Origin of the sequence: Pseudomonas sp. KK4 (assembly GCF_001984065.1) — a bacterium.
Taxonomy (GTDB): domain Bacteria; phylum Pseudomonadota; class Gammaproteobacteria; order Pseudomonadales; family Pseudomonadaceae; genus Aquipseudomonas.
Genome location: NZ_LYVP01000007.1, coordinates 94496 through 117447, shown reverse-complemented (window position 1 = coordinate 117447; position 22952 = coordinate 94496). Strand labels below are relative to the sequence as shown.

The 22952-nt window shown below is 63.4% G+C and carries 18 protein-coding genes; 6 read left to right on the top strand and 12 right to left on the bottom strand.

Annotated features, from left to right (window positions below; translation table 11 throughout):
- Window positions 1–126 precede the first annotated feature (126 nt).
- Window positions 127–984, bottom strand: coding sequence for an iron uptake transporter permease EfeU (efeU, locus tag B0W55_RS04920; RefSeq protein ID WP_077044895.1), 858 nt, complete (start codon window positions 982–984; stop codon window positions 127–129).
- Between the two features lie 279 nt (window positions 985–1263).
- Here efeU and B0W55_RS04910 point away from each other — a divergent pair, with 279 nt between their 5' ends.
- The 6 genes from B0W55_RS04910 to B0W55_RS04885 all read left to right on the top strand — a co-directional run bounded on the left by B0W55_RS04910 (window position 1264) and on the right by B0W55_RS04885 (window position 8236).
- Complete coding sequence (locus B0W55_RS04910; RefSeq protein ID WP_077044893.1) at window positions 1264–2280, top strand: AraC family transcriptional regulator; 1017 nt, start codon at window positions 1264–1266, stop codon at window positions 2278–2280.
- 237 nt (window positions 2281–2517) lie between these two features.
- On the top strand, window positions 2518–4182 hold the full coding sequence (locus B0W55_RS04905; RefSeq protein ID WP_077044892.1) for an AMP-binding protein: 1665 nt from the start codon (window positions 2518–2520) through the stop codon (window positions 4180–4182).
- 16 nt (window positions 4183–4198) lie between these two features.
- A complete protein-coding gene (locus tag B0W55_RS04900) occupies window positions 4199–4960 on the top strand; it encodes an SDR family NAD(P)-dependent oxidoreductase (RefSeq protein ID WP_077044891.1) in 762 nt (253 codons plus the stop codon).
- 11 nt (window positions 4961–4971) lie between these two features.
- The gene (locus B0W55_RS04895) at window positions 4972–6165 is read left to right on the top strand and encodes an acetyl-CoA C-acyltransferase (protein WP_077044890.1); all 1194 of its coding nucleotides are present in this window, start codon (window positions 4972–4974) and stop codon (window positions 6163–6165) included.
- A gap of 154 nt (window positions 6166–6319) precedes the next feature.
- Entirely contained in the window at window positions 6320–7447 is a 1128-nt protein-coding gene (locus B0W55_RS04890) for an acyl-CoA dehydrogenase (protein ID WP_077044889.1), read from the top strand.
- Window positions 7448–7462: 15 nt separating this feature from the next.
- Window positions 7463–8236 carry an enoyl-CoA hydratase gene (locus B0W55_RS04885; RefSeq protein WP_077044888.1) on the top strand — a complete coding sequence of 258 codons (774 nt, stop codon included), beginning with the start codon at window positions 7463–7465 and terminating at the stop codon, window positions 8234–8236.
- Between the two features lie 121 nt (window positions 8237–8357).
- On the opposite strand, the gene B0W55_RS04880 is transcribed toward B0W55_RS04885, so the two are convergent.
- The 11 genes from B0W55_RS04880 to B0W55_RS04830 all read right to left on the bottom strand — a co-directional run bounded on the left by B0W55_RS04880 (window position 8358) and on the right by B0W55_RS04830 (window position 22949).
- On the bottom strand, window positions 8358–9425 hold the full coding sequence (locus B0W55_RS04880) for an autotransporter outer membrane beta-barrel domain-containing protein (RefSeq protein ID WP_077044887.1): 1068 nt from the start codon (window positions 9423–9425) through the stop codon (window positions 8358–8360).
- Between the two features lie 326 nt (window positions 9426–9751).
- Window positions 9752–12313, bottom strand: a complete 2562-nt coding sequence (locus B0W55_RS04875; RefSeq protein WP_077044886.1) for an autotransporter outer membrane beta-barrel domain-containing protein — start codon at window positions 12311–12313, stop codon at window positions 9752–9754.
- Window positions 12314–12589: 276 nt separating this feature from the next.
- Entirely contained in the window at window positions 12590–13390 is an 801-nt protein-coding gene (locus tag B0W55_RS04870; RefSeq protein ID WP_077044885.1) for an endonuclease/exonuclease/phosphatase family protein, read from the bottom strand.
- Between the two features lie 292 nt (window positions 13391–13682).
- Window positions 13683–14441 carry a PIG-L deacetylase family protein gene (locus B0W55_RS04865; protein WP_077044884.1) on the bottom strand — a complete coding sequence of 253 codons (759 nt, stop codon included), beginning with the start codon at window positions 14439–14441 and terminating at the stop codon, window positions 13683–13685.
- A gap of 123 nt (window positions 14442–14564) precedes the next feature.
- Window positions 14565–15224, bottom strand: a complete 660-nt coding sequence (locus B0W55_RS04860) for a glycosyltransferase family 2 protein (RefSeq protein WP_077044883.1) — start codon at window positions 15222–15224, stop codon at window positions 14565–14567.
- Complete coding sequence (locus B0W55_RS04855) at window positions 15221–15820, bottom strand: SAM-dependent methyltransferase (protein ID WP_077044882.1); 600 nt, start codon at window positions 15818–15820, stop codon at window positions 15221–15223. Before B0W55_RS04855 ends, B0W55_RS04860 begins: the two co-directional genes overlap by 4 nt.
- Window positions 15817–16575 (bottom strand): PIG-L deacetylase family protein, encoded by a 759-nt coding sequence (locus tag B0W55_RS04850; RefSeq protein WP_077044881.1) that lies wholly within the window; start codon window positions 16573–16575, stop codon window positions 15817–15819. Before B0W55_RS04850 ends, B0W55_RS04855 begins: the two co-directional genes overlap by 4 nt.
- Window positions 16572–17558: an acyl-CoA dehydrogenase family protein gene (locus B0W55_RS04845; protein WP_077044880.1), complete on the bottom strand. Its 987-nt coding sequence runs from the start codon at window positions 17556–17558 to the stop codon at window positions 16572–16574. The genes B0W55_RS04850 and B0W55_RS04845 overlap by 4 nt, the downstream gene beginning before the upstream one ends.
- 1 nt (window position 17559) lies before the next feature.
- Entirely contained in the window at window positions 17560–19716 is a 2157-nt protein-coding gene (gene glgX, locus B0W55_RS04840) for a glycogen debranching protein GlgX (protein ID WP_077044879.1), read from the bottom strand.
- Between the two features lie 115 nt (window positions 19717–19831).
- A complete protein-coding gene (locus B0W55_RS04835) occupies window positions 19832–20161 on the bottom strand; it encodes a DUF2934 domain-containing protein (protein WP_077044878.1) in 330 nt (109 codons plus the stop codon).
- 19 nt (window positions 20162–20180) lie between these two features.
- A complete protein-coding gene (locus B0W55_RS04830) occupies window positions 20181–22949 on the bottom strand; it encodes a malto-oligosyltrehalose synthase (protein ID WP_077044877.1) in 2769 nt (922 codons plus the stop codon).
- Between the last annotated feature and the right edge of the window lie 3 nt (window positions 22950–22952).

The window sequence follows — 22952 nt, the reverse complement described above, 5'->3', positions numbered from 1 at the left end:
CTGGGGTGGGGCGGAAGTTGGCATGGGAGCCCTTACTGACTGAGAATATGGATCGGCTCGCCCCCTGTAGGAGCGAGCTCGCTCGCGAAAAACCAGAGACCGCCACGGGGCACCTGATTCCCCGCGTTATCGTTCACCACCATCGCGAGTGAACTCGCTCCTACAGGGTTTTGTGTTTGGTGCGGGGGCTGGCATGAAGAACATCGCCAACGCCACGACCAGATAAATCAGATACGCCCCGAGGGTGCTGACAGTCGGCGCATCCTGGTAACCGAACATCCCCGCCAGTACCGAACCCAGCGGGCCGTCCATCGGCAAGGTGGCGCTGATGTCGAACAGCACGGTTTGCAGGTGATTCCATACGCCAGCTTCGTGCAGCGCTTGCACGGAGTTGGCAAGGATCCCGGCAGCCACCACCAGGATGAACAGCCCGGTCCACCGAAAGAACGCACCGAGGTTCAAGCGCATGCTGCCGCTGTAGATCAGCAAACCGACGACGATCGCAAGAATCAGCCCCAGCAGGGCGCCGATCGGTGCTGCCGGGCCTTCGCTCTGCTGGAACACCGCCAGCAGGAAAAACACCGTTTCCAGACCTTCCCGGGCCACGGCGAAAAACACCATGGCGATCAGCGCCATGACCTGATGTCTGGAACCGGTCAACGCCTGGTCGAGGGAGGCTTGCAACGAGTGCTTGATCGAACGCGCCACCTTGCGCATCCAGAACACCATGGAGCTGAGGATGCCGACGGCGATCAGTCCGACCACGCCTTCAAACAGTTCCTGCTGTTTCTGCGGGAATTCGGCGCTGACCAGCTCCAGACCCCCGCCCACCAGCAGGGCAAGGGCGGCGGCGAGGAAAACACCGATCCACACGGCGGGCATCCACTGGCCGCGGCCGGTCTGTTTGAGGTAGCTGGCGATGATGCCGACGATCAACGCCGCCTCGATGCCTTCGCGCAGCATGATCAGAAAAGGAACGAGCATTCAGCACCGGGAGCAGAAAAAGTAGGGTGGGAAGTTGTAACATAATGACACTCATTCCCAAATGCCATCGATTGACATTTGCCTGAACCTAAGCTGAACAACCCTGAAGATCACCCCATCCCCTGTGGGAGCGGGCTTGCTCGCGAAGGCGGCGTGTCAGTCGACATCAATACTGAATGACCCACCGCCTTCGCGAGCAAGCCCGCTCCCACAAGGGATTTGTGTCATTGGCTGGGGTAAGATGCGGACACAATTAAGCACACAGGCTCCCCTCGCTCCATGTCGGAAAAAGACACCATCTCCATTCAACTGGTGCGTGAAGCGCTGTTGCAAAGCTGCGCCCGGGGTGTCGCCACCGAGGAGGTGTTGAACAAGGTCGGGATCGACCCGGGCCTGCTGGGCAACGCCGATGCCCGGGTGCCGGCCACGGCCTATGCGCGGCTCTGGCGCTTGCTGGCCCGGCGTGGCGACGATGAGTTCTTCGGCATGGACCCGCGCAAGCTCAAGTCCGGCAGCCTGGCGTTTCTGTGCCGTTGTGCCATGGTCCAGCCGAGCCTGGCGGCGGGGCTCACCAGTGGCTTGGATTTTCTGTCGTTGATGCTCGAACGCATGCCCGCCGAGCTGGTACGTCAACAAAGCCTGGCGGAAATCGTGCTGTCGGAGGACGACCACGAACCGCGTCGCGCCTTCACCTATTTCACTTATTGGATGATCGTCCACGGCGTGGCCTGCTGGCTGGCCGGGCGGCGGATACCGATCCTGGCCATCGAGTTGCGCTGCCCACGGCCAGATTTCTGCGATGACTACCAGGTGATGTTCTCCGAAAACCTGCGTTTCGATCGGCCGCGCACGCGGATGATTTTCTCCGCCGATTGCCTGGACCTGCCGATCAAGCGCAGCGCCGAGGAACTCAGCCGTTTCCTGGCCCATGCGCCGGCCAACATCCTGGTGAAGTACCGCGACCCCCAGAGCCTGGCCAGCCGCATCAAGCACGACCTGCGCCAGTTGCCCGCCGAACACTGGCCCGAAACCGAAGCCCTGGCGCAGCAACTGTGCATGTCGGCCTCGACCCTGCGTCGGCGCCTGGCCGAGGAAGGCCAGAGCTACCAAGGGCTCAAGGACAGCGTGCGCAAGGAATTGGCCATTGTCTGGCTGGCCGAGCCGAGCATCAGCTTCGCCGAGATCGCCACGCGACTGGGGTTTGCCGACGCGAGCTCGTTCTATAAGGCGTTTCGCAAGTGGTCCGGGTCCAATCCGGGGCATTACCGCAGTTTGATCCTCAACGACGCTGATTGATGTAAGGCCGCTGACGCCATCGCTGGCAAGCCGGCTCCCCCAGGTTCAACGGCGATCCCTGTGGGAGCGGGCTTGCCCGCGAAGGGGCTCTGACAGGCACCCGACCTCTCACCCCTTGGCCAAACCAGTCAAGCAACTTGATTACTTTGACCATTGCCCGGCACTGCGCGCAGAGCGAGTATTTCCCTGTTGATTACGGTTCCCCCCACCTAATAAAAATACAGAGGGATTCTGGCAATGCGCGATTACTTGTCTGCCGTTTCACAGTTCGATTACCAGCACACCGTCGACGCCGCACTCGCGGGTGACTTGAACGCTGTCAACGCCTGTATCGAGTGTTGCGACCGGCACGCCTTGCCGGGGCGCATTGCGCTGTTCTGGGAAGGCCGTGATGGCGCCAGCGCGACCTACACCTTCAGTGACCTGCAAGATAAAGCGGCGCGTTTTGCCAATTTCCTCCTCAGCCAAGGCGTGCACAAGGGCGACAAGGTCGCCGGCCTGCTGCCACGCAACATCGAATTGCTCATCACCGTATTCGCCACCTGGCGCATCGGCGCGGTCTACCAGCCACTGTTCACGGCATTCGGTCCGAAAGCCATCGAACATCGCCTGAGCTGTTCCGGCGCCAAGGTCGTGGTCACCGACAGCATCAACCGGCCGAAACTCACGGATGTCGCCGATTGCCCGACCATCGTCACCGTCGGCGGTGCCAAAGGCCAGGGCATTGTCCGTGGCGATTTCAGCTTCTGGGCCGAACTGGCCAATTACTCCAACGTTTGTGAACCGGTACTGCTGAGCGGCGACGACCCGTTCCTGCTGATGTTCACCTCGGGCACCACGGGCCCGTCGAAAGCGCTGTCGGTGCCTTTGAAAGCCATCGTCGCCTTCCAGAGCTACACCCGAGACGCCGTGGACCTGCGCCCCGAAGACGCCTTCTGGAACGTCGCCGACCCGGGCTGGGCCTACGGCATCTATTTCGGCGTGACCGGCCCGATGTCCATGGGTCACCCGATCACCTTCTACGATGGCCCCTTCACCCTCGAAAGCACCTGCCGGGTGATCAACAAGTACGGCATCACCAACCTCACCGGGTCACCGACGGCCTATCGCCTGCTGATCGCTGGCGGTGATGAGTTCGCCAAGTCGATCAAGGGCAAGCTGCGTATCGTCAGCAGCGCCGGCGAGCCGCTGAACCCGGAAGTGATCCGCTGGTTCGCCGACAACCTCGGGGTGGTCATCCACGATCACTACGGCCAGACCGAACTGGGGATGGTGCTGTGCAACCACCATGGCCTGGACCACCCGATTCACATGGGCGCCGCCGGTTTCACCTCGCCCGGCCACCGCATCGTGGTGCTGGACGATGACTACCAGGAACTGGGCGTCGGTCAGCCGGGTATCCTGGCCATCGACCGTACCCAGTCGCCGATGTGCTGGTTCGCCGGTTACGAAGGCGCGCCGACCAAGGCCTTCGTCGGCAACTACTACCTGAGCGGCGACACCGTGGAGTGGAACCCGGACGGCAGCATCAGCTTCGTCGGCCGCAGTGACGATGTGATCACCACCTCCGGCTACCGCGTCGGCCCGTTCGACGTCGAAAGTGCGCTGATCGAACACCCGGCCGTGATCGAGGCGGCGGTGGTCGGCAAGCCGGACCCGGAGCGCACCGAACTGGTCAAGGCCTTCGTCGTGCTCAGTGAGCAATACCGCGCCACGCCGGAACTGGCCGAAGAGCTGCGCCAGCACGTGCGCAAGCGTCTGGCGGCGCACTCGTACCCCCGTGAAATCGAATTTGTCAGCGACTTGCCGAAAACCCCCAGCGGCAAATTGCAGCGCTTTATCTTGCGCAACCAGGAAATCGCCAAGGCTCAAGAGGCCGCGGCGAAGAACGTTTCAGCTTGAATCCAAGGAAACAACGATGCAGATCGCAAACAAGGTTTTTCTCGTCACCGGCGGTGCGTCCGGCCTGGGCGCGGCCACCGCTGAAATGCTGGTGGCTGCCGGCGCCAACGTGATGCTGGTGGACATGAACGCCGAAGCCGTCGTGGCCCAGGCCCAGCGCCTGGGTGCGCACAGCGTGGTGGCCGACATCAGCGACGAAGCCCAGGCTGAAGCGGCGGTGCAGGCCACGGTCAAGGCCTTTGGCGGCCTCAATGGCCTGGTCAACTGCGCGGGCATCGTGCGGGGCGAGAAGATCCTCGGCAAGAACGGTCCGCATGCCTTGTCCAGCTTCAGCCAGGTGATCAACGTCAACCTGATCGGCAGCTTCAACATGCTGCGCCTGGCCTCGGCGGCGATCGCCGAAAGCGAGGCGGACGCCGATGGCGAGCGCGGGGTGATCATCAATACCGCGTCGGCGGCGGCCTATGATGGGCAGATCGGCCAGGCGGCCTACGCGGCGTCCAAAGGCGCGATCGTCAGCCTGACCTTGCCCGCCGCCCGTGAACTGGCGCGCTTCGGCATCCGCGTGATGACCATCGCCCCGGGCATTTTCGAAACGCCGATGATGGCCGGCATGACACCCGAGGTCCGCGATTCACTGGCCGCCGGCGTGCCGTTCCCGCCGCGCCTGGGCAAACCTGCCGAATACGCGGCGCTGGCCCGGCATATCATTGAAAACAGCATGCTCAATGGCGAGGTGATCCGTCTCGACGGCGCCTTGCGCATGGCCGCCAAATAGGAGGATTTGTCATGACTATCGCCAACGATCCAATCGTTATCGTCAGCGCCGTGCGCACCCCCATGGGTGGGTTCCAGGGCGAACTGAAGAGCCTCAGCGCGCCGCAACTGGGTGCCGCTGCGATCAAGGCCGCGGTCGAGCGTGCCGGTGTCGCCAGCGACGCTGTCGACGAAGTACTGTTCGGCTGCGTGCTGCCCGCCGGTCTGGGCCAGGCGCCGGCCCGTCAGGCGGCGCTGGGCGCCGGGCTGGATAAATCGACCCGTTGCACCACCCTGAACAAGATGTGCGGTTCGGGCATGGAAGCGGCCATCCTGGCTCATGACATGCTGCTGGCCGGCAGTGCCGAGGTGGTGATCGCCGGCGGCATGGAGAGCATGTCCAACGCGCCGTACCTGCTGGACCGCGCCCGCAGCGGTTACCGCATGGGCCACGGCAAGATTCAGGATTCGATGTTCCTCGACGGCCTCGAAGACGCCTACGACAAAGGCCGGCTGATGGGCACCTTCGCCGAAGACTGCGCCGAAACCAACGGCTTCAGCCGCGAGGCCCAGGACGCGTTCGCCATCGCCTCCACCACCCGCGCCCAGCAGGCTATCGCCGACGGCAGTTTCAAGGACGAGATCGTGCCGCTGACCGTGACCGTCGGTAAAACGCAGGTGGTCATCAGCAACGACGAACAGCCGCCAAAAGCCAAACTGGACAAGATCGCCTCGCTCAAACCGGCGTTCCGCGAAGGCGGCACGGTGACGGCGGCGAACTCCAGTTCGATTTCGGACGGTGCGGCGGCGCTGGTGCTGATGCGTCGCTCCGAAGCGGACAAGCGCGGTCTGAAGGCGCTGGCGGTGATCCACGGCCACGCAGCCTTCGCCGACACCCCGGGCCTGTTCCCGGTGGCGCCGATCGGTGCGATCAAGAAGCTGATGAAGAAAACCGGTTGGGCGCTCAACGAGGTGGACCTGGTGGAAGTCAACGAAGCCTTCGCCGTGGTCGGCATGGCGGCGATGACCCACCTGGAAATCCCCCATGAAAAGCTCAACGTGCACGGCGGCGCCTGCGCCCTGGGCCACCCCATTGGTGCGTCCGGCGCGCGGATTCTGGTGACCCTGCTCTCGGCCCTGCGCCAGAAAGGCCTCACACGCGGCGTCGCGGCCATCTGCATCGGTGGTGGCGAAGCCACGGCCATGGCCGTGGAATGCCTCTATTAAGCAAACTTCGCCCCTGTGGGAGCGGGCTTGCTCGCGAAGAGGCCGTGTCAGTCGACATCATCATTGACTGACACACCGCCTTCGCGAGCAAGCCCGCTCCCACAGGTCCGGTGATTCAATCGGGCATTTGTGAATTGATTTTCAAGGAATAGTCATGATCCCCAATGACGACCAGCAACAAATCCGCGACATGGCCCGGCAATTCGCCGAGGAACGGCTCAAGCCCTTCGCCGCCGAATGGGACCGTGAGCATCGCTTCCCCAAGGAAGCCATCGGCGAAATGGCCGAGCTCGGCTTTTTCGGCATGCTGGTGCCGGAACAGTGGGGCGGCAGCGACACTGGCTACCTGGCCTACGCCATGGCCCTGGAAGAGATCGCCGCCGGCGATGGCGCCTGCTCGACCATCATGAGCGTGCACAACTCGGTGGGTTGCGTGCCAATCCTCAACTACGGCACCGACGAGCAGAAAGAACGCTTCCTCAAACCGCTGGCCAGCGGCGCGATGCTCGGCGCCTTTGCCCTCACCGAACCCCAGGCCGGCTCCGACGCCAGCGGTCTGAAAACCCGAGCGCGGCGGGAGGGCGATCACTACGTGCTCAACGGCTGCAAGCAGTTCATCACCTCCGGGCAGAACGCCGGGGTGGTGATCGTGTTCGCGGTCACTGACCCGGGCGCCGGCAAGCGCGGCATCACCGCGCTGATCGTGCCCACCGACTCGCCCGGCTACAAGGTCGCCAGGGTCGAAGACAAGCTCGGCCAGCATGCGTCCGACACCTGCCAGATCCTCTTCGAAGACGTGAAAGTGCCGGTGGCCAATCGTCTGGGCGAGGAGGGCGAAGGCTACAGAATCGCCCTGGCCAACCTCGAAGGCGGCCGCGTCGGCATCGCTTCGCAATCGGTGGGCATGGCCCGCGCTGCGTTCGAAGCCGCCCGGGACTATGCCCGCGAGCGTGAGAGCTTCGGCAAGCCGATCATCGAGCATCAGGCCGTTGCCTTTCGCCTGGCGGACATGGCCACCCAGATCGCCGTGGCCCGGCAGATGGTGCACTACGCGGCCGCGCTGCGTGACAGCGGCCAACCGGCGCTGGTCGAGGCCTCGATGGCCAAGCTGTTCGCCTCGGAAATGGCCGAGAAGGTCTGCTCTTCGGCATTGCAAACCCTGGGCGGTTACGGTTACCTCAACGACTTCCCGCTGGAGCGGATCTACCGCGACGTGCGGGTCTGCCAGATCTACGAAGGCACCAGCGACATTCAGCGCATGGTCATTTCGCGCAATCTCTGAAAAGGAAAAGACGACGTGAATTACGAAACGATTCTGCTGCAAATCCACGGCCGAGTTGGCCTGATCACCCTGAACCGTCCGCAGGCGCTGAACGCATTGAACGCGCAGATCGTCAGCGAACTGAACCACGCCCTCGATGGCCTGGAACAGGATTCGAACATCGGCTGCATCGTGCTCACCGGTTCGAAAAAAGCCTTTGCCGCCGGGGCCGACATCAAGGAAATGGCCGAGCTGACCTACCCGCAGATCTACCTCGATGATCTGTTCAGCGACAGCGACCGCGTGGCCAACCGCCGCAAGCCGATCATCGCCGCGGTCAACGGTTTCGCCCTGGGTGGCGGCTGTGAACTGGCGCTGATGTGCGATTTCATCCTGGCCGGCGACAACGCAAAATTCGGTCAGCCGGAAATCAACCTCGGCGTGCTGCCGGGCATGGGCGGCACCCAACGCCTGACCCGCGCCGTGGGCAAGGCCAAGGCCATGGAAATGTGCCTGAGCGGCCGTATGATCGACGCGGTGGAAGCCGAGCGTTGCGGTATCGTCGCGCGCATCGTGCCGAGCGATGAACTGCTGGACGAAGCACTGAAGGTCGCGGCGCTGATCGCGAAGAAATCCCTGCCGATTGCGATGATGGTCAAGGAAAGTGTCAACCGCGCCTTTGAAGTGAGCCTGTCCGAAGGCGTGCGTTTCGAACGCCGGGTGTTCCATGCGGCGTTTGCGACCCAGGATCAGAAGGCAGGGATGGCGGCGTTCATTGCCAAGCGTGAGGCTGAGTTCCAGGGCAAGTGATGTAGCGTTTTCACGGACGCCTTCGCGAGCAAGCCCCACAGGGGAACGCATTCCAAAATGTGGAAGCGGGCTTGCTCGCGAAGGGGCCGATACAGGCACTACACCTCTCGAAAGCTGTACCTCACCACCGCATCCGCACGCCCAGACTGCCAATCAACCCGTTCAAGTCATTGTCATCCACATCACTGCTGTAATCGGCACTGACATACAGGCTCACCACCGGTGTCACCCGGGCTACCAGGCCCAGGCCCAGTTCGACGGTGGACGAGTTGCGGCTGCTGCTGATCTTGTCGACCTGGTCCAGGGTCACGGTATTGCCGGTGTAGACCGTGTGCCACAAGTTGGTCCGCACATAGGGTTCGACGGGCAGGCCGCTGATGTCGTAACTGCCCCTCAACTTGGCACCGACCCGTCCGCTCCAGGAGGTCAGGTCCGTCGATGACGCATTGCCCGACCCGGCATACGGCGTATCCAGGGTGATGCGCTGGTTGATCAATTGCGCCTGGGGTTCAACCACCCAGTTTTCGCTGATGCCGATTGGAAAACCGCCTTCGACCGACAGCGTCACCGCGCTGCCTTCGGTGGCCTGACGCTCGCCCTGGCCATTGCGACTGAACCCGTTGACCCGGCCGCCGCTGGCCGACAGGTCGACGTGCCAGCCTTGAGGCCCGGTCAAACTGTAGTAAGCGCCAAGGCTTTGGCCCTGCAGGTTGAGGGTATCGCTGTTGGGGTCGGACATTGCGCGGTTGGGCAGCAAGCCATTGCCGTTGCTCTGGAGTTGGAGGGTGCCGCCAATCAGGCCGACGCGCTGGGTGTGGCCGCTGCTGCTTTGCAGCGTCAGGATGGCCGGGCCCTTGACCTCGCCTGAGCCAACGTTGGAATAGCCTTGGTCCAGGGCGTCGGTTTGCGCCTGTCGCGAGGCCTGCCCGTAGACCTGATCCCAGGCGTAGGGCGTGACATCTTCGGTGATGAAGTGACTACTTCGCATATCCGGGGCAGGGCTGAAACGACCAGCGTAAGTGGTGGCGAGCGCGGGCAGGGCAAACACCGGAACGTACTGGCGGTACCAGGGCGCTGTGTCGTCGTCGGCCGGTGCGGCCTGCACTTCCATGGTGGAGCACAGCAGGAGTGAACTCGAGACAGTGCAAAAAGTGACTTTGATCTCTTGTTGGGTGAATGAAGTTTTCATGGGGGGCTACCTTGCAATCGCGTGCCGTACTTGCCTTGGCGTCTCTCCTACCCCGAACGAGGGGCGACCGAATGGAGTGGGGCAAGCCGGGGGCCGCCCGATTGCGCGGGTGTCTCTGGGGGCTTGCCCCTGATAGTACTTCCGGGGGTAGTACGGTGAAGTCAAGAGGACCGCCGCCCCTGCGTCAAGAAAATGGCCGATAAATGGTATTGTAATTTCAGTGGCTCTAAGTGACTGATTTACGGCGTCTCCCTAAGTTCTTGTTTATTGGAAAATTCGTCAAAAAAGTCGCGGGATAGAGCCTTTGCTCAGTCGTTTCCCGCGCTCTACCAGCTCACCCGAATGCCCAGATTACCCGCCACAGCACGCTGCTGATGACTGTCGATATGGGTGCTGTAATCGGCGTTGGCGTATACGCTGACGGCAGGGGCGAGGGTCAGGATCACTCCGACGCCCAGATCGGCCCAGGACGACCGTTGCTCGGTGTCGATGTCGGTTGTGCTGGCGAAAGTGACCGTGTCGGTGCCGGAAAAGGTGTGCCACAGGTTGGCCCGCACATACGGCTCCACTGGCAGATTGGCCACGCTGTAGCGACCCTTGAGCCGCGCGCCGAGGCGGCCGGTCCAAGCGGGGTCGGAATCGAACGACACCCGGGAAATGCCGTCGTCCTGGCTGTCCAGGTTTACCGTTTGATGAATGACCTGGGCCTGGGGTTCGATCACCCAGTTGCCGGCCAGCGCGAACGGATAACCGGCCTCTGCCGAGAGGGTCACGGCGTGGCCTTTGTTGTCGATTTTCAGGCCGCGATCGGAGTGACTGTCGCCGTCCAGCCAGGTGTACATCGCCACCGTATCGAAGTACCAGCCCTGGGGATCGGTCAGGGTCCAGTAAGCGCCCAGGCTGTCGCCCTCAAGCTTGACCTTGCCGGCGCGCTTGTCTTCGAAGCCCTCGTTGAAACCGTCTACATCACCTTTCAGGCGGCTGTGGCCGACGAAGAAACCGGTGCGCTGGGTTTGCCCGCCGGATGTCTGCGAGCTGTACAGATCGTTGCCCACCTGGAAGCCATTGAGCGAGCCGTCGATTTTCGGGGCGACGGTGCCGGCCCAGGTCTGGTTGAAGTCCTTGCCATAGACCCGACCCCAACCGGCGCCAAAGGCCCCGGTTTCGGTCAGCAGACGTTGATCGCCCTGACGATCATGGAAAGTGCCGAGGGCGTTCAGGGTCAATTGCGCGGCGGCCGGCGGGATGACCGACCAGTTGGGCACTTCCGGACGGTACAGGGGGATCGGTGCCGCGCCCGGTTCCGGCGTCGGCAGCGGTGGGCTGCCGGCCGCGGCGACGGGTATTGCCACCAGGGGGACCAGCACCACCTCAGGCGGCAAGGCCGGATCTGCATTGGGTACTGAAAGTGGCACCAGCGGCGGCGCCACGACGGTGGAGCGCAAGAACCAGCTGTTTTCGCTGCCAGGGGTGACTCCGCCCTTGAACAACGCATATTGGAAGGCGCCGGACTCCACCGGGGCCTTGAGCGTGAAAGCACCGGCGTCGCTGCTGGCCGAGCCCTGGGCCTGGACCAGTTGAATCCCGTTTTGCAGGGTTTCAGCACCCGCGCCGCCCAGGTGGGTGACGGTGATGGCGGTGGTGCCGGTCAGCGTGCCGTTGTTGACCAGCAGTCTGTCGCTGGGGGAACTGTCATCGCCGAGCACGGTTTGCAGCAGCAACTGGCCGCCACCGCCGGCGTAGTTGCCCTGCACGGTCAGGGTGTCGTTGGTGCGGGTATTACCCGTGCCGAGGTCGATGATGCCGGCGTTGTTCAAGGTGGCGAGCCGGCCTGCGGTGGCAGGTGAAATGCTGCCTTGGGTGGAGGTCAGGGTGCTGCTGGCGTCAACGTTGAAAACCCCGGTGCCGCTGACGCTGTCGCCCAGCACAAGATTGCCGTCGAGATCGAAGTGCGAGCTGTTGTTGAGGTTGACCGTTTCCCAATTGACATAGCGGCGGGCCCCGGCAGTGGTGGTGTGATCGAAGGTCAGCACGTCCGTGCCGTTGCCGCCATTGAGGAACGGGGTCTGTGCCAAAGTGGCTTGGCTGTGGTTGCGCAGGGTGGCGCTGTCGTTGCCGTCCTCCATCAGGATCTGCGAATGCAGGATGCCGCCACCGTCCCACACCAGGGTGTCGTTGCCGACGCTGGTGCGGATCTCACCGAACACCTCGCCGCCGGTCACGGTGATGCTGTCGTTGCCGCCGCTGACGCTGATGAACCCGCCGATACTGCCGCCGGAGACGATGATGGTGTCGGTGCCGAAACCGGTCACCAGGTTGCCGAGAATGCGCCCGCCGGACAGGTCGAACAGGTTGTTGTCGAGCTTCATGTCGACCCGGCCGATGGTGCCACCGGTCATGGTGGCGGTGTCGCCATCCTCGAAGGCACCGACGATGGTGCCGCCGGTCATGCGAAAGACGTCGCGGCTGTCGCCCTGGGCCAACGACTGTATGGTGCCGCCGGTCATGGTGAAGGTGTCGACACCGTTGCCCTGTTGCACCGCACCCGTGATTTGCCCGGCACTGAGGGTCAGGGTGTCGGCACCGTCACCCTGGTCCAGCGCGCCGACGATCTGGCCTGAATTCAGGGTGACAATGTCATTGCCGAGCCCGAAGGTGACGTTGCCGTTGATCACGCCCGTACCGTTGGCGGGAAAGGTGAGGCTGTTGTTGCCGGCCAGGTCAGTGAGCGGGCCACTGCTGGCGCTGTCACACACAAAGTTGTCGTTGCCGGCGGTGGGGGTGAGGGTGCAAGCCGCGTGGAGGGTGGGCGACCAGCCCATGCATAACCAGATGGACACGGCACAGGCGCTGAAGCGGTACTTGGGCAGTTGGCTGGACATGTTCATGCTGGTCTCCGCTTGGGGATCGGCGACTGAGTGGCCAGTTGTCAAAAATGGCAAGGCATCAGCCGCCTTCGGTAGCGCGGGTTGCGAGACAGCATCGGGAAAGCAATGACCCGTAATCGAGATTCTTCGGCAACGACGGCCACTATCATGGGTGTTTCCATCCATGCCGGTGGTATGGATGGAAGCAAATTAGCAGCAGTATTGCGGGGTATCTACTGTCAAAAGTAACAGGTTAACCGATTAAGCTATTCGAGGGTCGGGCGTGATGGCGGTCGATCAGAGGTGGACTTCGACCGCAAGGGGCAAATGATCCGACAGGTGAGTCCAGGGCTTGTTGCCGAGGATTTTCGGGTCGTGGCTGCTGGCATTGCGCAGGTAAATGCGGTCCAGGCGCAGCAGCGGGAAGCGCGCCGGATACGTCTTGGCGGGACGGCCGTGGTGGCGTTCGAAGGCTTCATGCAGGTAATCGCGGCGGGCGAGGGTGGCGTTGCCCTGTAACTGCCAGTCGTTGAAGTCACCGGCGATGATCACCGGTGCGTGGTCGGGCAGGGATTCGAGCAACTGGCAGAGCAGCTGCAATTGCAGTTGGCGATGGCTTTCCAGCAGGCTCAGGTGGACGCAGATCGCATGGACCTCGGCGTGGCCCGGGACGTCGAGGATGCAGTGCAACAGCCCACGGCGCTCGGGCCCGGTGATGGACACGTCCAGGTTGCGGTACTCACGGATCGGGTATTTGGACAGCAGGGCGTTGCCATGGTGGCCGTCGGGGTAGACGGCGTTGCGGCCATAGGCAAAATCGCTCCACATGCTGTCGGCGAGGAATTCATATTGGGACGTGGTGGGCCACTCGATGTATCGCGAAGAGTGACTGTCGTGTTCGCCCACCACCTCCTGCAGAAACACCAGATCGGCCGAGGTACTGCGTACCGCCTCGCGCAATTCAGGCAGGATGAAACGCCGGTTGAACGCGGTGAATCCCTTGTGGGTGTTGACGGTCAGCACGCGCAATCGATGGATGGCCGACGCTGCGTTCGACGGTACGGGCGGGACCGTCTGCGACTTGGAAGAACTGGTCACCTTTCACTCCTCTGAATCAGGGCATGCCTATGCATGCGACTGATGGCAGGTCGGGCAGTTCAGTTGCAGGGGCGGGCTCGATCGCGAAAAAACCGGGAGCACCGCTCCGGTCCTGCTCCGTGGGCCCGCCGCCATCGGCCATCCATGGCCGGGGGCGAACACCGCTACGGCAACCGAGGCGGCCTGGTCGCGGGTGTATGCATTCCCTGTAGGAGCGAGCTTGCTCGCGATGGACGTCAACGATGACGCTGGCTACCGGATGCCCACACCGGCCTGCACTGATTCTGTGGCGTCAGACAAAGACAATTTCATAAGGCAGGCGCATCCGCTCCAGCAGCACCCGCGGCAGCAGGGGGGCGATGCCGATGGCGGGTTCGCCGTCGAGTTGGCTGGCATAGGCGTGGGTGGCGTGGCTTTTGCGGGCAACGGTCCAGGTGTCCAGGCGGATCTTGCGGGCGCGGTGCCAGGGAATCAGGCCATGCTCGCGGGCGGCCCAGTGCCAGGCCCACACGGGCACTTCGTTGAAGTCGGCGCCGGCAATGGTCGCGGCGTTGGCGCTGGCGCGGCCGACGGCGTCGTGGTCGCTGTTGCCGTCTTCGGACCAGGTGCTGAACACCACATCCCCGGGTCGCAGATAGCGTGTGATGAACCGCGTCAGTTCCACTTCATGTTCGGCCAGCGCGTTGTCGGTAAAACCGCCGCGGATCCATTTCAGGCTGTGCATCGGCAAGCCGAGCCGGCGCAGGGCCTCGACGCTCTCCTGGGCGCGAAACACGCTCAGGCGTTTTTCCGACCACTGCTGGGAGCCCGGATGGCTGGCGCTGCCGTCGGTGATGGAGATCAATTGCAAGGGGTGGCCCAGGGCGCTGAGCAGCTGCAGCAGGCCGCCGCAGGCCACCACTTCATCACCCGGGTGCGGGGCGATCACCACCGCGCGGGCCCCGGGAGGGATCAGCGATTGGGTATTGATGACCGGGACATTGTCCAGTTGCGGGGCACTGTTCCAGATTTGTGCCGCCACACTGTGTTCACGGATAGAGACCGGTTTCATGGCTACGTCCTTGTTCTTGTGGAAGAGCGATACGCGGCGTTCCGAACCTTGGAATCGCCGCGTCCAAGAGTATTGCTCAAGTAGCGCATTTCGTCGCGCCGATGTGCCCAGTGGCAGGTGTTTTCATCGCCCCCCGGCCAGGTCCTGCAAAAAATCGCCAAAGCCGCCGCGAACCCGGCTGTCCAGGCGAGCGCTGGTGATCACTTGCGGTCGATGGCTCCAGGCAATCCTCGCGCCGCAGCGCTCCAGACGCCGTACCAGATGCACGTCTTCATGGCAGGGCATGGCTTCGAAGCCGCCGGCACGCTGGTAGGCGTCGGCACTGATCCCCAGATTGGCGCCGTGGACATGCCGGTGCCCGTCGCGAGCCTGGTAATGCTGGTGGTAGCGAATCTGCATCGATTCATCAATCGACTCGTGCCAGGTATCCACCGTGACGGTGCCGCACACCGCATCGACATCCAGGTCCAGCTGCGCCACCAGCCAGTCATGGGCGACCCGGCTGTCGGCGTCGGAACAGGAAATCCAGCGCGCCCCGCGATCGAGGAGCAACCGCGCACCGACGGCACGGGCCTGGCCGACATTGCGCGCCTCGATGGCCAGGCTGTGCACCGGGTATCGGCTGACGATCTGCGAGGAGCGGTCGGTGCAACTGTCGAGCACCACCAGCACCACCACGGTTTCACCGTTGAGCCGCTCGTGGCTCGCCGCCACCAGCGCCGCTTGCAGGCAGTCTTCGAGCAAATCCTCTTCATTGTGTGCAGGAATCAGGATGCCGATCATCGCAGCCCCTCCAGCTTCGCCACCGAGCGGGGCTCGCGGCTGAAGAGTTCCAGCAAAAAATCGGCTTCCTGATGCAGCACCACACGCGGCAGCGGCAAATGTTCGTGGATCAGGTCGTGCACCTGGCGGGCGTTGAGTGGACAGCCTTCGATGGCCGGGCGCCAGTGGCAGGCGAGCAATTGCCCGTCGGCGGTCAAGGCCTGTGAAGCGTGCTCGATCAAACCTGTGAGGTCTTCGGCATCCAGGTAGTAGCCCAGTTCGCTGAGCACGATCAGGTCGAATTGCCCGCTCGGCCACTCCTGCGGCAGACGACACTGGCGCACCTCGGCGTGCTCGAACAGGCTCAAGCGCGTACGCGCCAGGGTCACGGCAGCGGCCGCAGTGTCGCAGCACAGCAGCCGATCGCAGCGTTTGGCCAGTTCGGCGCTCAGTTCGCCGTTGGCGCAGCCCGGTTCGAAAATCGCTCGGTAGTGCCGGCGGGGCAGCGCCGCCAGGGTGATCGCACGCTTGCGTTGTTCGTACCAGCGCTCACGGAACGCCCAGGGATCGTCGTTGCCGGCAAACAGCCCATCGAAATAACGATCGTCGACGCTCATAGAAACACCACTTCGAAGGGCTGCAGCAAACGCTCCAGCACATAGGGCGCCAACACCGGCGGCAAACCGATGTGCGGGTCGCCTTCCAGCTGGCTGGCAAAGGCATGGATCGCATGGCGCTTGCGGGCGACCAGGTGCGGTGCCAGGAGGATTTTTCTCGCCCGGTGCCAGGGCACCAGACAGTCCTCTGGCGTCGCCCAGTGCCAGGTCCACACCGGCAGTTCATGCACGGTGGCGCCAACCCGCTGCGCCGCCATGGCACTGGCGCGCCCCACGGCTTCGTGATCGCAATGGCCGTCTTCACGCCAGGTGGTGAACACCACGTCATCGGCGCGCAGATGGCGTTCGATGAAGGCACTCAATTCGCTTTCCCGCGCCGCCACCTGACTGTCGGCGAACCCGCCGCGCAGCCATTTCAGACTGTGCAGCGGCAGGCCCAGACGGCGCAGGGCCTCGGCTGATTCCTGGGGGCGGATCACACTCAGGCGCTCCACCGGCCAGCGTTCGGACCCCGGATGGCTGGCGCTGCCATCGGTCACGGAGATCAGTTGCAGCGGGCGACCCGCCTCGGCGAGCAATTGCAGTAACCCGCCACAACCCAGCACTTCATCGTCCGGATGGGGGGCGATGATCACGGCGCGAGCACCTTCAGGCACCAGCGACAGGATGTCGATCGCAGGGACCTGCGCAAGGTGCGCGGAGGTCTGCCACACATGCAGGGGCGTGCCCTGACCGACGATTGGATTGGTTTTCATAACGTCCATGTGCCTGTGTGAATTTTTTGGCCCAGCGCCGCAAGATCGCGCTCGCCATGGCTTTGACGCAGGAACACCGGCAGGTCGGCGATCAGCCGGGCGAACTGCCGATCCTGACAATAAGGGCCGGCACCCAGGGCACGGCCGACGTGGCGGATGACCTGTTCGGCGGCTTCTTCCACCACCGCACGCGCACGTCGGGCGAGCAGTTCGGCGTCGTCCAGCGGCGCCGCGTCGATGGCCCGGGCACTGGCGCGCAACACCTCGGCCGCGCCATGCAGCGCGCTGTCGACGGCGCCCAGGTGCGCCAGGGCATGGGGCTCGTCACGCTGCGCGCAATGCCGGCGCAAGCGTTCGCCGATGCTTTGTGCGGCACCGTACCAGCAGGCGGCAATACCGATGCCACCTTGCCAGAAGCCGGGCCGTTGCAGGTAATCGCCGGGGTTGCCAACGGCTTGGGCGTGGGCGTTTTCGAACAGCACCTGAACACTGGCCGTGGCCTGCATGCCCACGGCTTCCCATCCCTCAAAGGTAATGGTCACGCCGGGCTGATCCAGCGCGACCGCCACCAATTGCTGACGGCCCTGTTCATCCCAGGCGGTAATCAGCCCATGGCTCAACACCGCCGCGCCCGAGCACCAGGCTTTGCGCCCGTTCAGCGTCACTCGCTGACCCTGTGTGCTGACCAATGCCCGTGCTTGCGGCGGTTCGGCGGCCCACATGCCCCAGGTGCCCGAGGGCGCCGACAAACCCAGTTGCCGGAAAATCGCCAGCGCATCGGTATGGCCTTCGTACAGCTTGCACAACCCCAAATCATGGCCGCCGACCTCGGCCAGGCGCTGGAACCGTTCCAGGGTCCGACCGCTGCCGGGCAGGGGTAGCTGATCGAGGCCGGCTTCCACCATCGCCCGCAGGCAACGGCCTAGCGCTTGGGTGTCGACGTAGTCGGTCGGTTGTCGCTGAAAAAAGCCCTGAAGGTCCATTTCACTCCTCTTCCTCATGCTGCAATTCGAACAGCAGCAGCGAACGGCCGGTGACCGAATATTCATGGCCGAATTCGAAGCGCTCCTGGCCGCGGATCGACGGTTGATTGGTGTCGATCATGCAGGTCCAGAAGCCGCCGTCGGGCACTTGCGGCAGCAGGAAGTTGACGATGTCGTGGTGGGCGTTGACCACCAGCAACAGGGTGGCGTCGCCGCCCTTGCGGCGGATACCGGTTTCCTGGGCGCGGCCGTCGAGCAGCATGCCCATGCAGCGGTTGTGCGCATCGTGCCAGTGCTCGGTGGTCATCTCGTTGCCGTCTGCGGCCAGCCAGGTGACGTCCTTGACCCCGATGTCCTCGTTGTAATTGCCCACCAGGAAGCGCCCACGGCGCAGGATCGGGTAGGCCAGGCGCAGTTTGATCAGGCGTTTGACGAACTTGAGAAGCGCCTTGCCGTCTTCGCTCAAGTCCCAATTGACCCAACCGATCTCGCTGTCCTGGCAGTAGGCATTGTTGTTGCCGTCCTGCGTGCGGGCGAATTCGTCGCCAGCCACCAGCATCGGCGTGCCCTGGGACAGCAGCAGCGTGGCGAAAAAATTGCGCATCTGCCGATGGCGCAGTGCGTTGATCTCGGGATCGTCGGTGGGGCCTTCGACGCCGTGGTTCCAGGACAGGTTGTTATTGCTGCCGTCCTGGTTGTTCTCGTCGTTGGCTTCGTTGTGCTTGTCGTTGTAGGACACCAGGTCGTTGAGGGTGAAACCGTCGTGGGCGGTGACGAAGTTCACCGACGAATACGGCCGCCGGCCCCGTTGATTGAACATCTCGCCTGAGGCAGTCAAGCGGCTGGCGAAGTCCGCCAGTTGACCGTCATCGCCTTTCCAGAACGCGCGCACCGTGTCGCGGTACTTGTCGTTCCACTCCATCCAGCCCGGTGGGAACCTGCCGACCTGATAGCCGCCGGGGCCGCAGTCCCAGGGTTCGGCGATCATCTTGACCTGACGCAATACCGGGTCCTGGCGACAGGCCACGAGGAAGCTGTGGCGCTCGTCGAAGCCGTCGTGGTAACGCCCCAGAATGGTCGCCAGGTCGAAGCGAAAGCCGTCGACGTGCATCTCCGAGGCCCAGTAGCGCAGGGAGTCGGTGACCATTTGCAGCACGCAGGGGTGACTCAGGTCGAGGGTGTTGCCGGTGCCGGAATCGTTGATGTAGAAGCGCTTGTCGTCGGGCATCAAGCGGTAGTACGAAGCGTTGTCGATGCCGCGCATGGACAGGGTCGGGCCTTGCTCGTTGCCCTCGGCGGTGTGGTTGTAGACCACATCGAGGATCACTTCCAGATTGGCTTCGTGAAAGTGCGCGACCATCTCCTTGAACTCGGCGATCTTGCCGCTGGCCAGGTAGCGCGGGTCGGGGGCAAAGAAGGCGATGCTGTTGTAGCCCCAGTAATTGGTCATGCCTTTGTGCAGCAGGTGCTGGTCGTTGACGAAGGCATGGATCGGCAGCAGCTCCACGGTGGACACGCCCAGCTTGCGGATGTGTTCGAGCACATCGTCGACCATCAACCCGGCGAAGGTGCCACGCACGTTCTCGGGGACGGAGGGGTGACGCATGCTGATGCCGCGCACGTGGGTTTCATAAATGATGGTCTTGTCCCACGGCACGCTGACGCGATGGTCGTGGCCCCAGGTGTGTGCCGGGTCGATCACCTTGCACTTGGGCACGAAGGGCGCGCTGTCGCGCTCATCGAAGCTGAGGTCGGCGTCAGGATGCCCGATGGTGTAGCCGAACAAAGCCTCAGACCACTTCAACTTGCCCACCAGTTGCTTGGCGTAAGGATCGATCAGCAGCTTGTTGTGGTTGAAACGGTGGCCGTTGGCCGGGTCATAGGGGCCGTACACCCGGTAGCCATAGATCATCCCCGGATGGGCATCGGGCAAGTAGCCGTGGTAGATCTCGTCGGTGTATTCGGGCAGTTCGATGCGTTCGAGTTCGACCTCCCCGGCATCGTCGAAGATGCACAGTTCAACGCGGGTGGCATTGGCGGAAAACAGCGCAAAATTGACCCCCAGACCATCCCAGGTCGCGCCCAGCGGAAAGGGCAGACCCTCACGAATGCGGGAAGGCTCTTGGGGGGCTGGCGTGTCTTTCTTTGGACGGGTCATAAGTGCTCCTGCAAATGGGGTGGGGCGACCACATGCTCCTTTTTTTCGGGATGAGCAAAGCCCTGTGGCGAGCAAGCTCGCCACGCAAAATTGATCGGGTCATTGCGCTGAAGCGTCAGACCGCCGGCGGTTTTCGTGCGGCCCGGGGTTTTTTCTCGACGGCTTTTTCGCCCGGCGGGATCACCGTCGAAGCGGCGGCCGGCTTGGCTTTGGCTACTTTGGTCTTGGGCTCGCCCGCCTTGCCGTTCAGGGTCTTGCCGGTGGCCGGTTTGCTGGCCGCGGTTTTGCTGCCCGTAGCCTTGGGTGATTTCTTCGGCGCCAGCGCTTCGGCTTCAGCGAGTTTGCGCGCCATCGCCCAATGCCGTTCCTCCTGGCCTTCGGGTTTGCCTTCCGATTCCCAGATCTGATAGGCAAACTCGCGGATGCGTTTATCGTCGGTACTCATCGCAATGCTCCTGGACAACTCATGTGTCGACAGTTTGGATAAAGAGATTGACCGGGAAGTCCCCCAGCGCGGCGCTGATCGGCAGCTCCTTGTGTTTTGTGACTACTGCGTTGGAAAAAAGTCCCTTGAGATTTTCCTCGGCATTCGTGAACGGCAGATGAACCCGGGTATCGCCCCACTGCGACGCACCTACCCGAGGTTCGGCACTGTTTTCCAGCAGCGACGCACAGCGAATCGGCACGATCACGATGACCCGTTCCCCCTCATGCTCGCGAACAAAACCCAAGACCCGATGCGCCTGACTGCCGAGCACTTGCAGGGGTTGGTAGCTCCCTCGGCGAAACAGCTGCGGATGCTCGGCGCGCAGGTTCAGCGTCCTGGCGATCAAGGCCTGTTTGATGCGCCCGTCGCGCCAGTTGGCCAACAGCTCCGGCAGGGCCGCCGGTTGCTGCAAGGCCCGCTGACGGCCGGGGTAATCCACGGGCCGGCGATTGTCCGGGTCGACCAGGGAAAAGTCCCAGAAGTCGTCGCCCTGATACAGATCCGGTATCCCCGGCACGGTCATGCGCAGCAAGGTTTGCGCCAACCCATTGAGTGCGCCGGGGGCGGCGATGGCCTGGGCGGCCTTGCCCAGGGCCGAGCGCAGCAACTCGCCTTCGGGCTCCAGTAACAGCTGCCGGGTGAAGGCTTCGCACGCCTGTTCGTAAGCATCGTTGGGCGCGCTCCAGCTGCTTTGCAGCTTGGCTTCGCGCAGGGCTTTGCGCTGCCACTGCCAGATGCGGTCGAAGTAGGCCTTGAAGGCTGTCGGGTCATCACTGCGCAAGTCCAGAGGCCAACTGCCAAGCAGCGCCTGGTACAGGATCAACTCGTCGCCGGCCGACGGCGCCGGGTCATCATTGCGCAGCGGCCGGGCGAGGGCGCGCCACAGGCCGATCTGCTCGACATACCACTGGCTGCGCTCGCTCAACACCGCCAGGCGTGCACGAGTGTCTTCGCCGCGCTTGTGATCATGGGTCGCGGTGGCCAGCAGGTTGTCAGGGAATTCGGCCAGGCGTTGAGCGCAGGCGGCATGAAAGTCGGCCACTGGCGCACTGAACTGCTCGGTGCTGAACCCTACGTCATTGCGCGACAGCAATACGGCCGAGCGATAGAACGCGGTGTCCTCCACGGCTTTGGCCGCCGCGGGCGACGTCAGTTGCTGAAAGCGCACGCAGGCATGCTTGAGCCGTTTGCGCGCCCGTCCCGCCGGGCGCTTGCGCCAGGGGTCGCCCCCGAGCCAGCCTGCCAGGCAATCGAGCACCGGCCAATCGGCTTCGCTCAGCGCCTGTCGGGCGCCGTCCATGGCCTGCTGGAAGAACACGTCATCACGGGCGCTGCGCCCCAGCGGGCTGATGTAGGTGCGGTACACCGGGAAGTGCACGATCAACGCCTGCAACGCCCGACGGATCGCGCCGAGGGTCAGGTCGCGGGTCATCAGGTCGTCCCGGGCTACCTGCAGCAGAGCCTGGGCGACGCTTTCGAAATCCCCCGCCAGGGAGCCGTTGAGGATCTGCTGACGGGCCAGTTGCGCTTCCTGGCGGAAGTCGGCCGGGCGTTCGCTGTGCCGTTGCCAGAGCTCACCGAGGGTTTTTTCACCCTGTGGATCGTGCTGCAGCAACGACAACTGATTCATGAATTCATAGCCGGTGGTACCGTCCACCGACCAGTCGCGGTGCAGGGTTTCGCCTTCGCCGAGAATTTTCTCGACGTAGATCGGCAGGTGCCGCCCCGGTGCCAGGCTGTCGACCCGCCGGCGCAGTTTGCGGCAGTAACCCCTCGGGTCGGCGAGGCCATCGACGTGATCGATGCGCAGGCCGTCGATCAGGCCCTGTGCCACCAGCTCGAAGAGCTTGGCGTGGGTGGCTTCGAACACCGCCGGACGCTCGACCCGCAGCCCGCCGAGTTCGTTGACATCGAAAAAACGCCGCCAGTTGATGTCGTCCGCCGCTGTGCGCCAACTGGCCAGGCGATAGCTCTGGCGGTCCAGCAGCTCGTGCAGTTTGTGGAAGCCTTCGGGCGTGAGCGAGTCGTAGCTTTTCAGGTTGCGTTCGATGGCCTGGGCAATGGCCGGGTCGCGTGCCAATTGGCGCAACTCATCTTTCAGAGGCAGGGCCAGGCCACGGGCGTCGGTCTGATAGCTCAGGGCATCGAAGCGTTGGGCCAGGGCGTTGAGCGGCTCGGCGTCGCCTTTGAGCAACGGCGCGTAGTGGCTGGGGCAAATCGGGAAGTGATGATCGTAGTGTTCGACATGAAAGGCGCCACGCCCGGCATCGAAGCACAGGGGCAGGGTGCCGTCCTGCAGGGCGATCCCGTAGTCGCTGCCGAGGAAGGGCAATAACAATTGGCCTTCCATCAACGGGTCGGCGGAATGCCACTGGATGTCGAAGAACTCGCCGTAAGGGCTCAACCGGCCCCATTCGAGCAAGTCCAGCCACCAGGGATTGTCATTGCCACCGACGGCCATGTGGTTGGAGACGATGTCGAGGATCAGCCCCATATGCTGCTCGCGCAAGGCAGCGACCAGTCGGCGCAGCGCGGCTTCACCGCCCAGTTCCGGGTTGACTGTCGTCGGGTCCACTACGTCATAGCCGTGCATGGAACCGGCGCGGGCGCTCAACAGCGGTGAAGCATAAATGTGGCTGATGCCGAGCCGGGCGAAGAACGGCACCAGGGGCACCGCGTCGTCCAGGGTAAAGCCTTTATGAAATTGCAGGCGCAGGGTGGCCCGCAGCGGCAGTGTCTGGGTCATTTG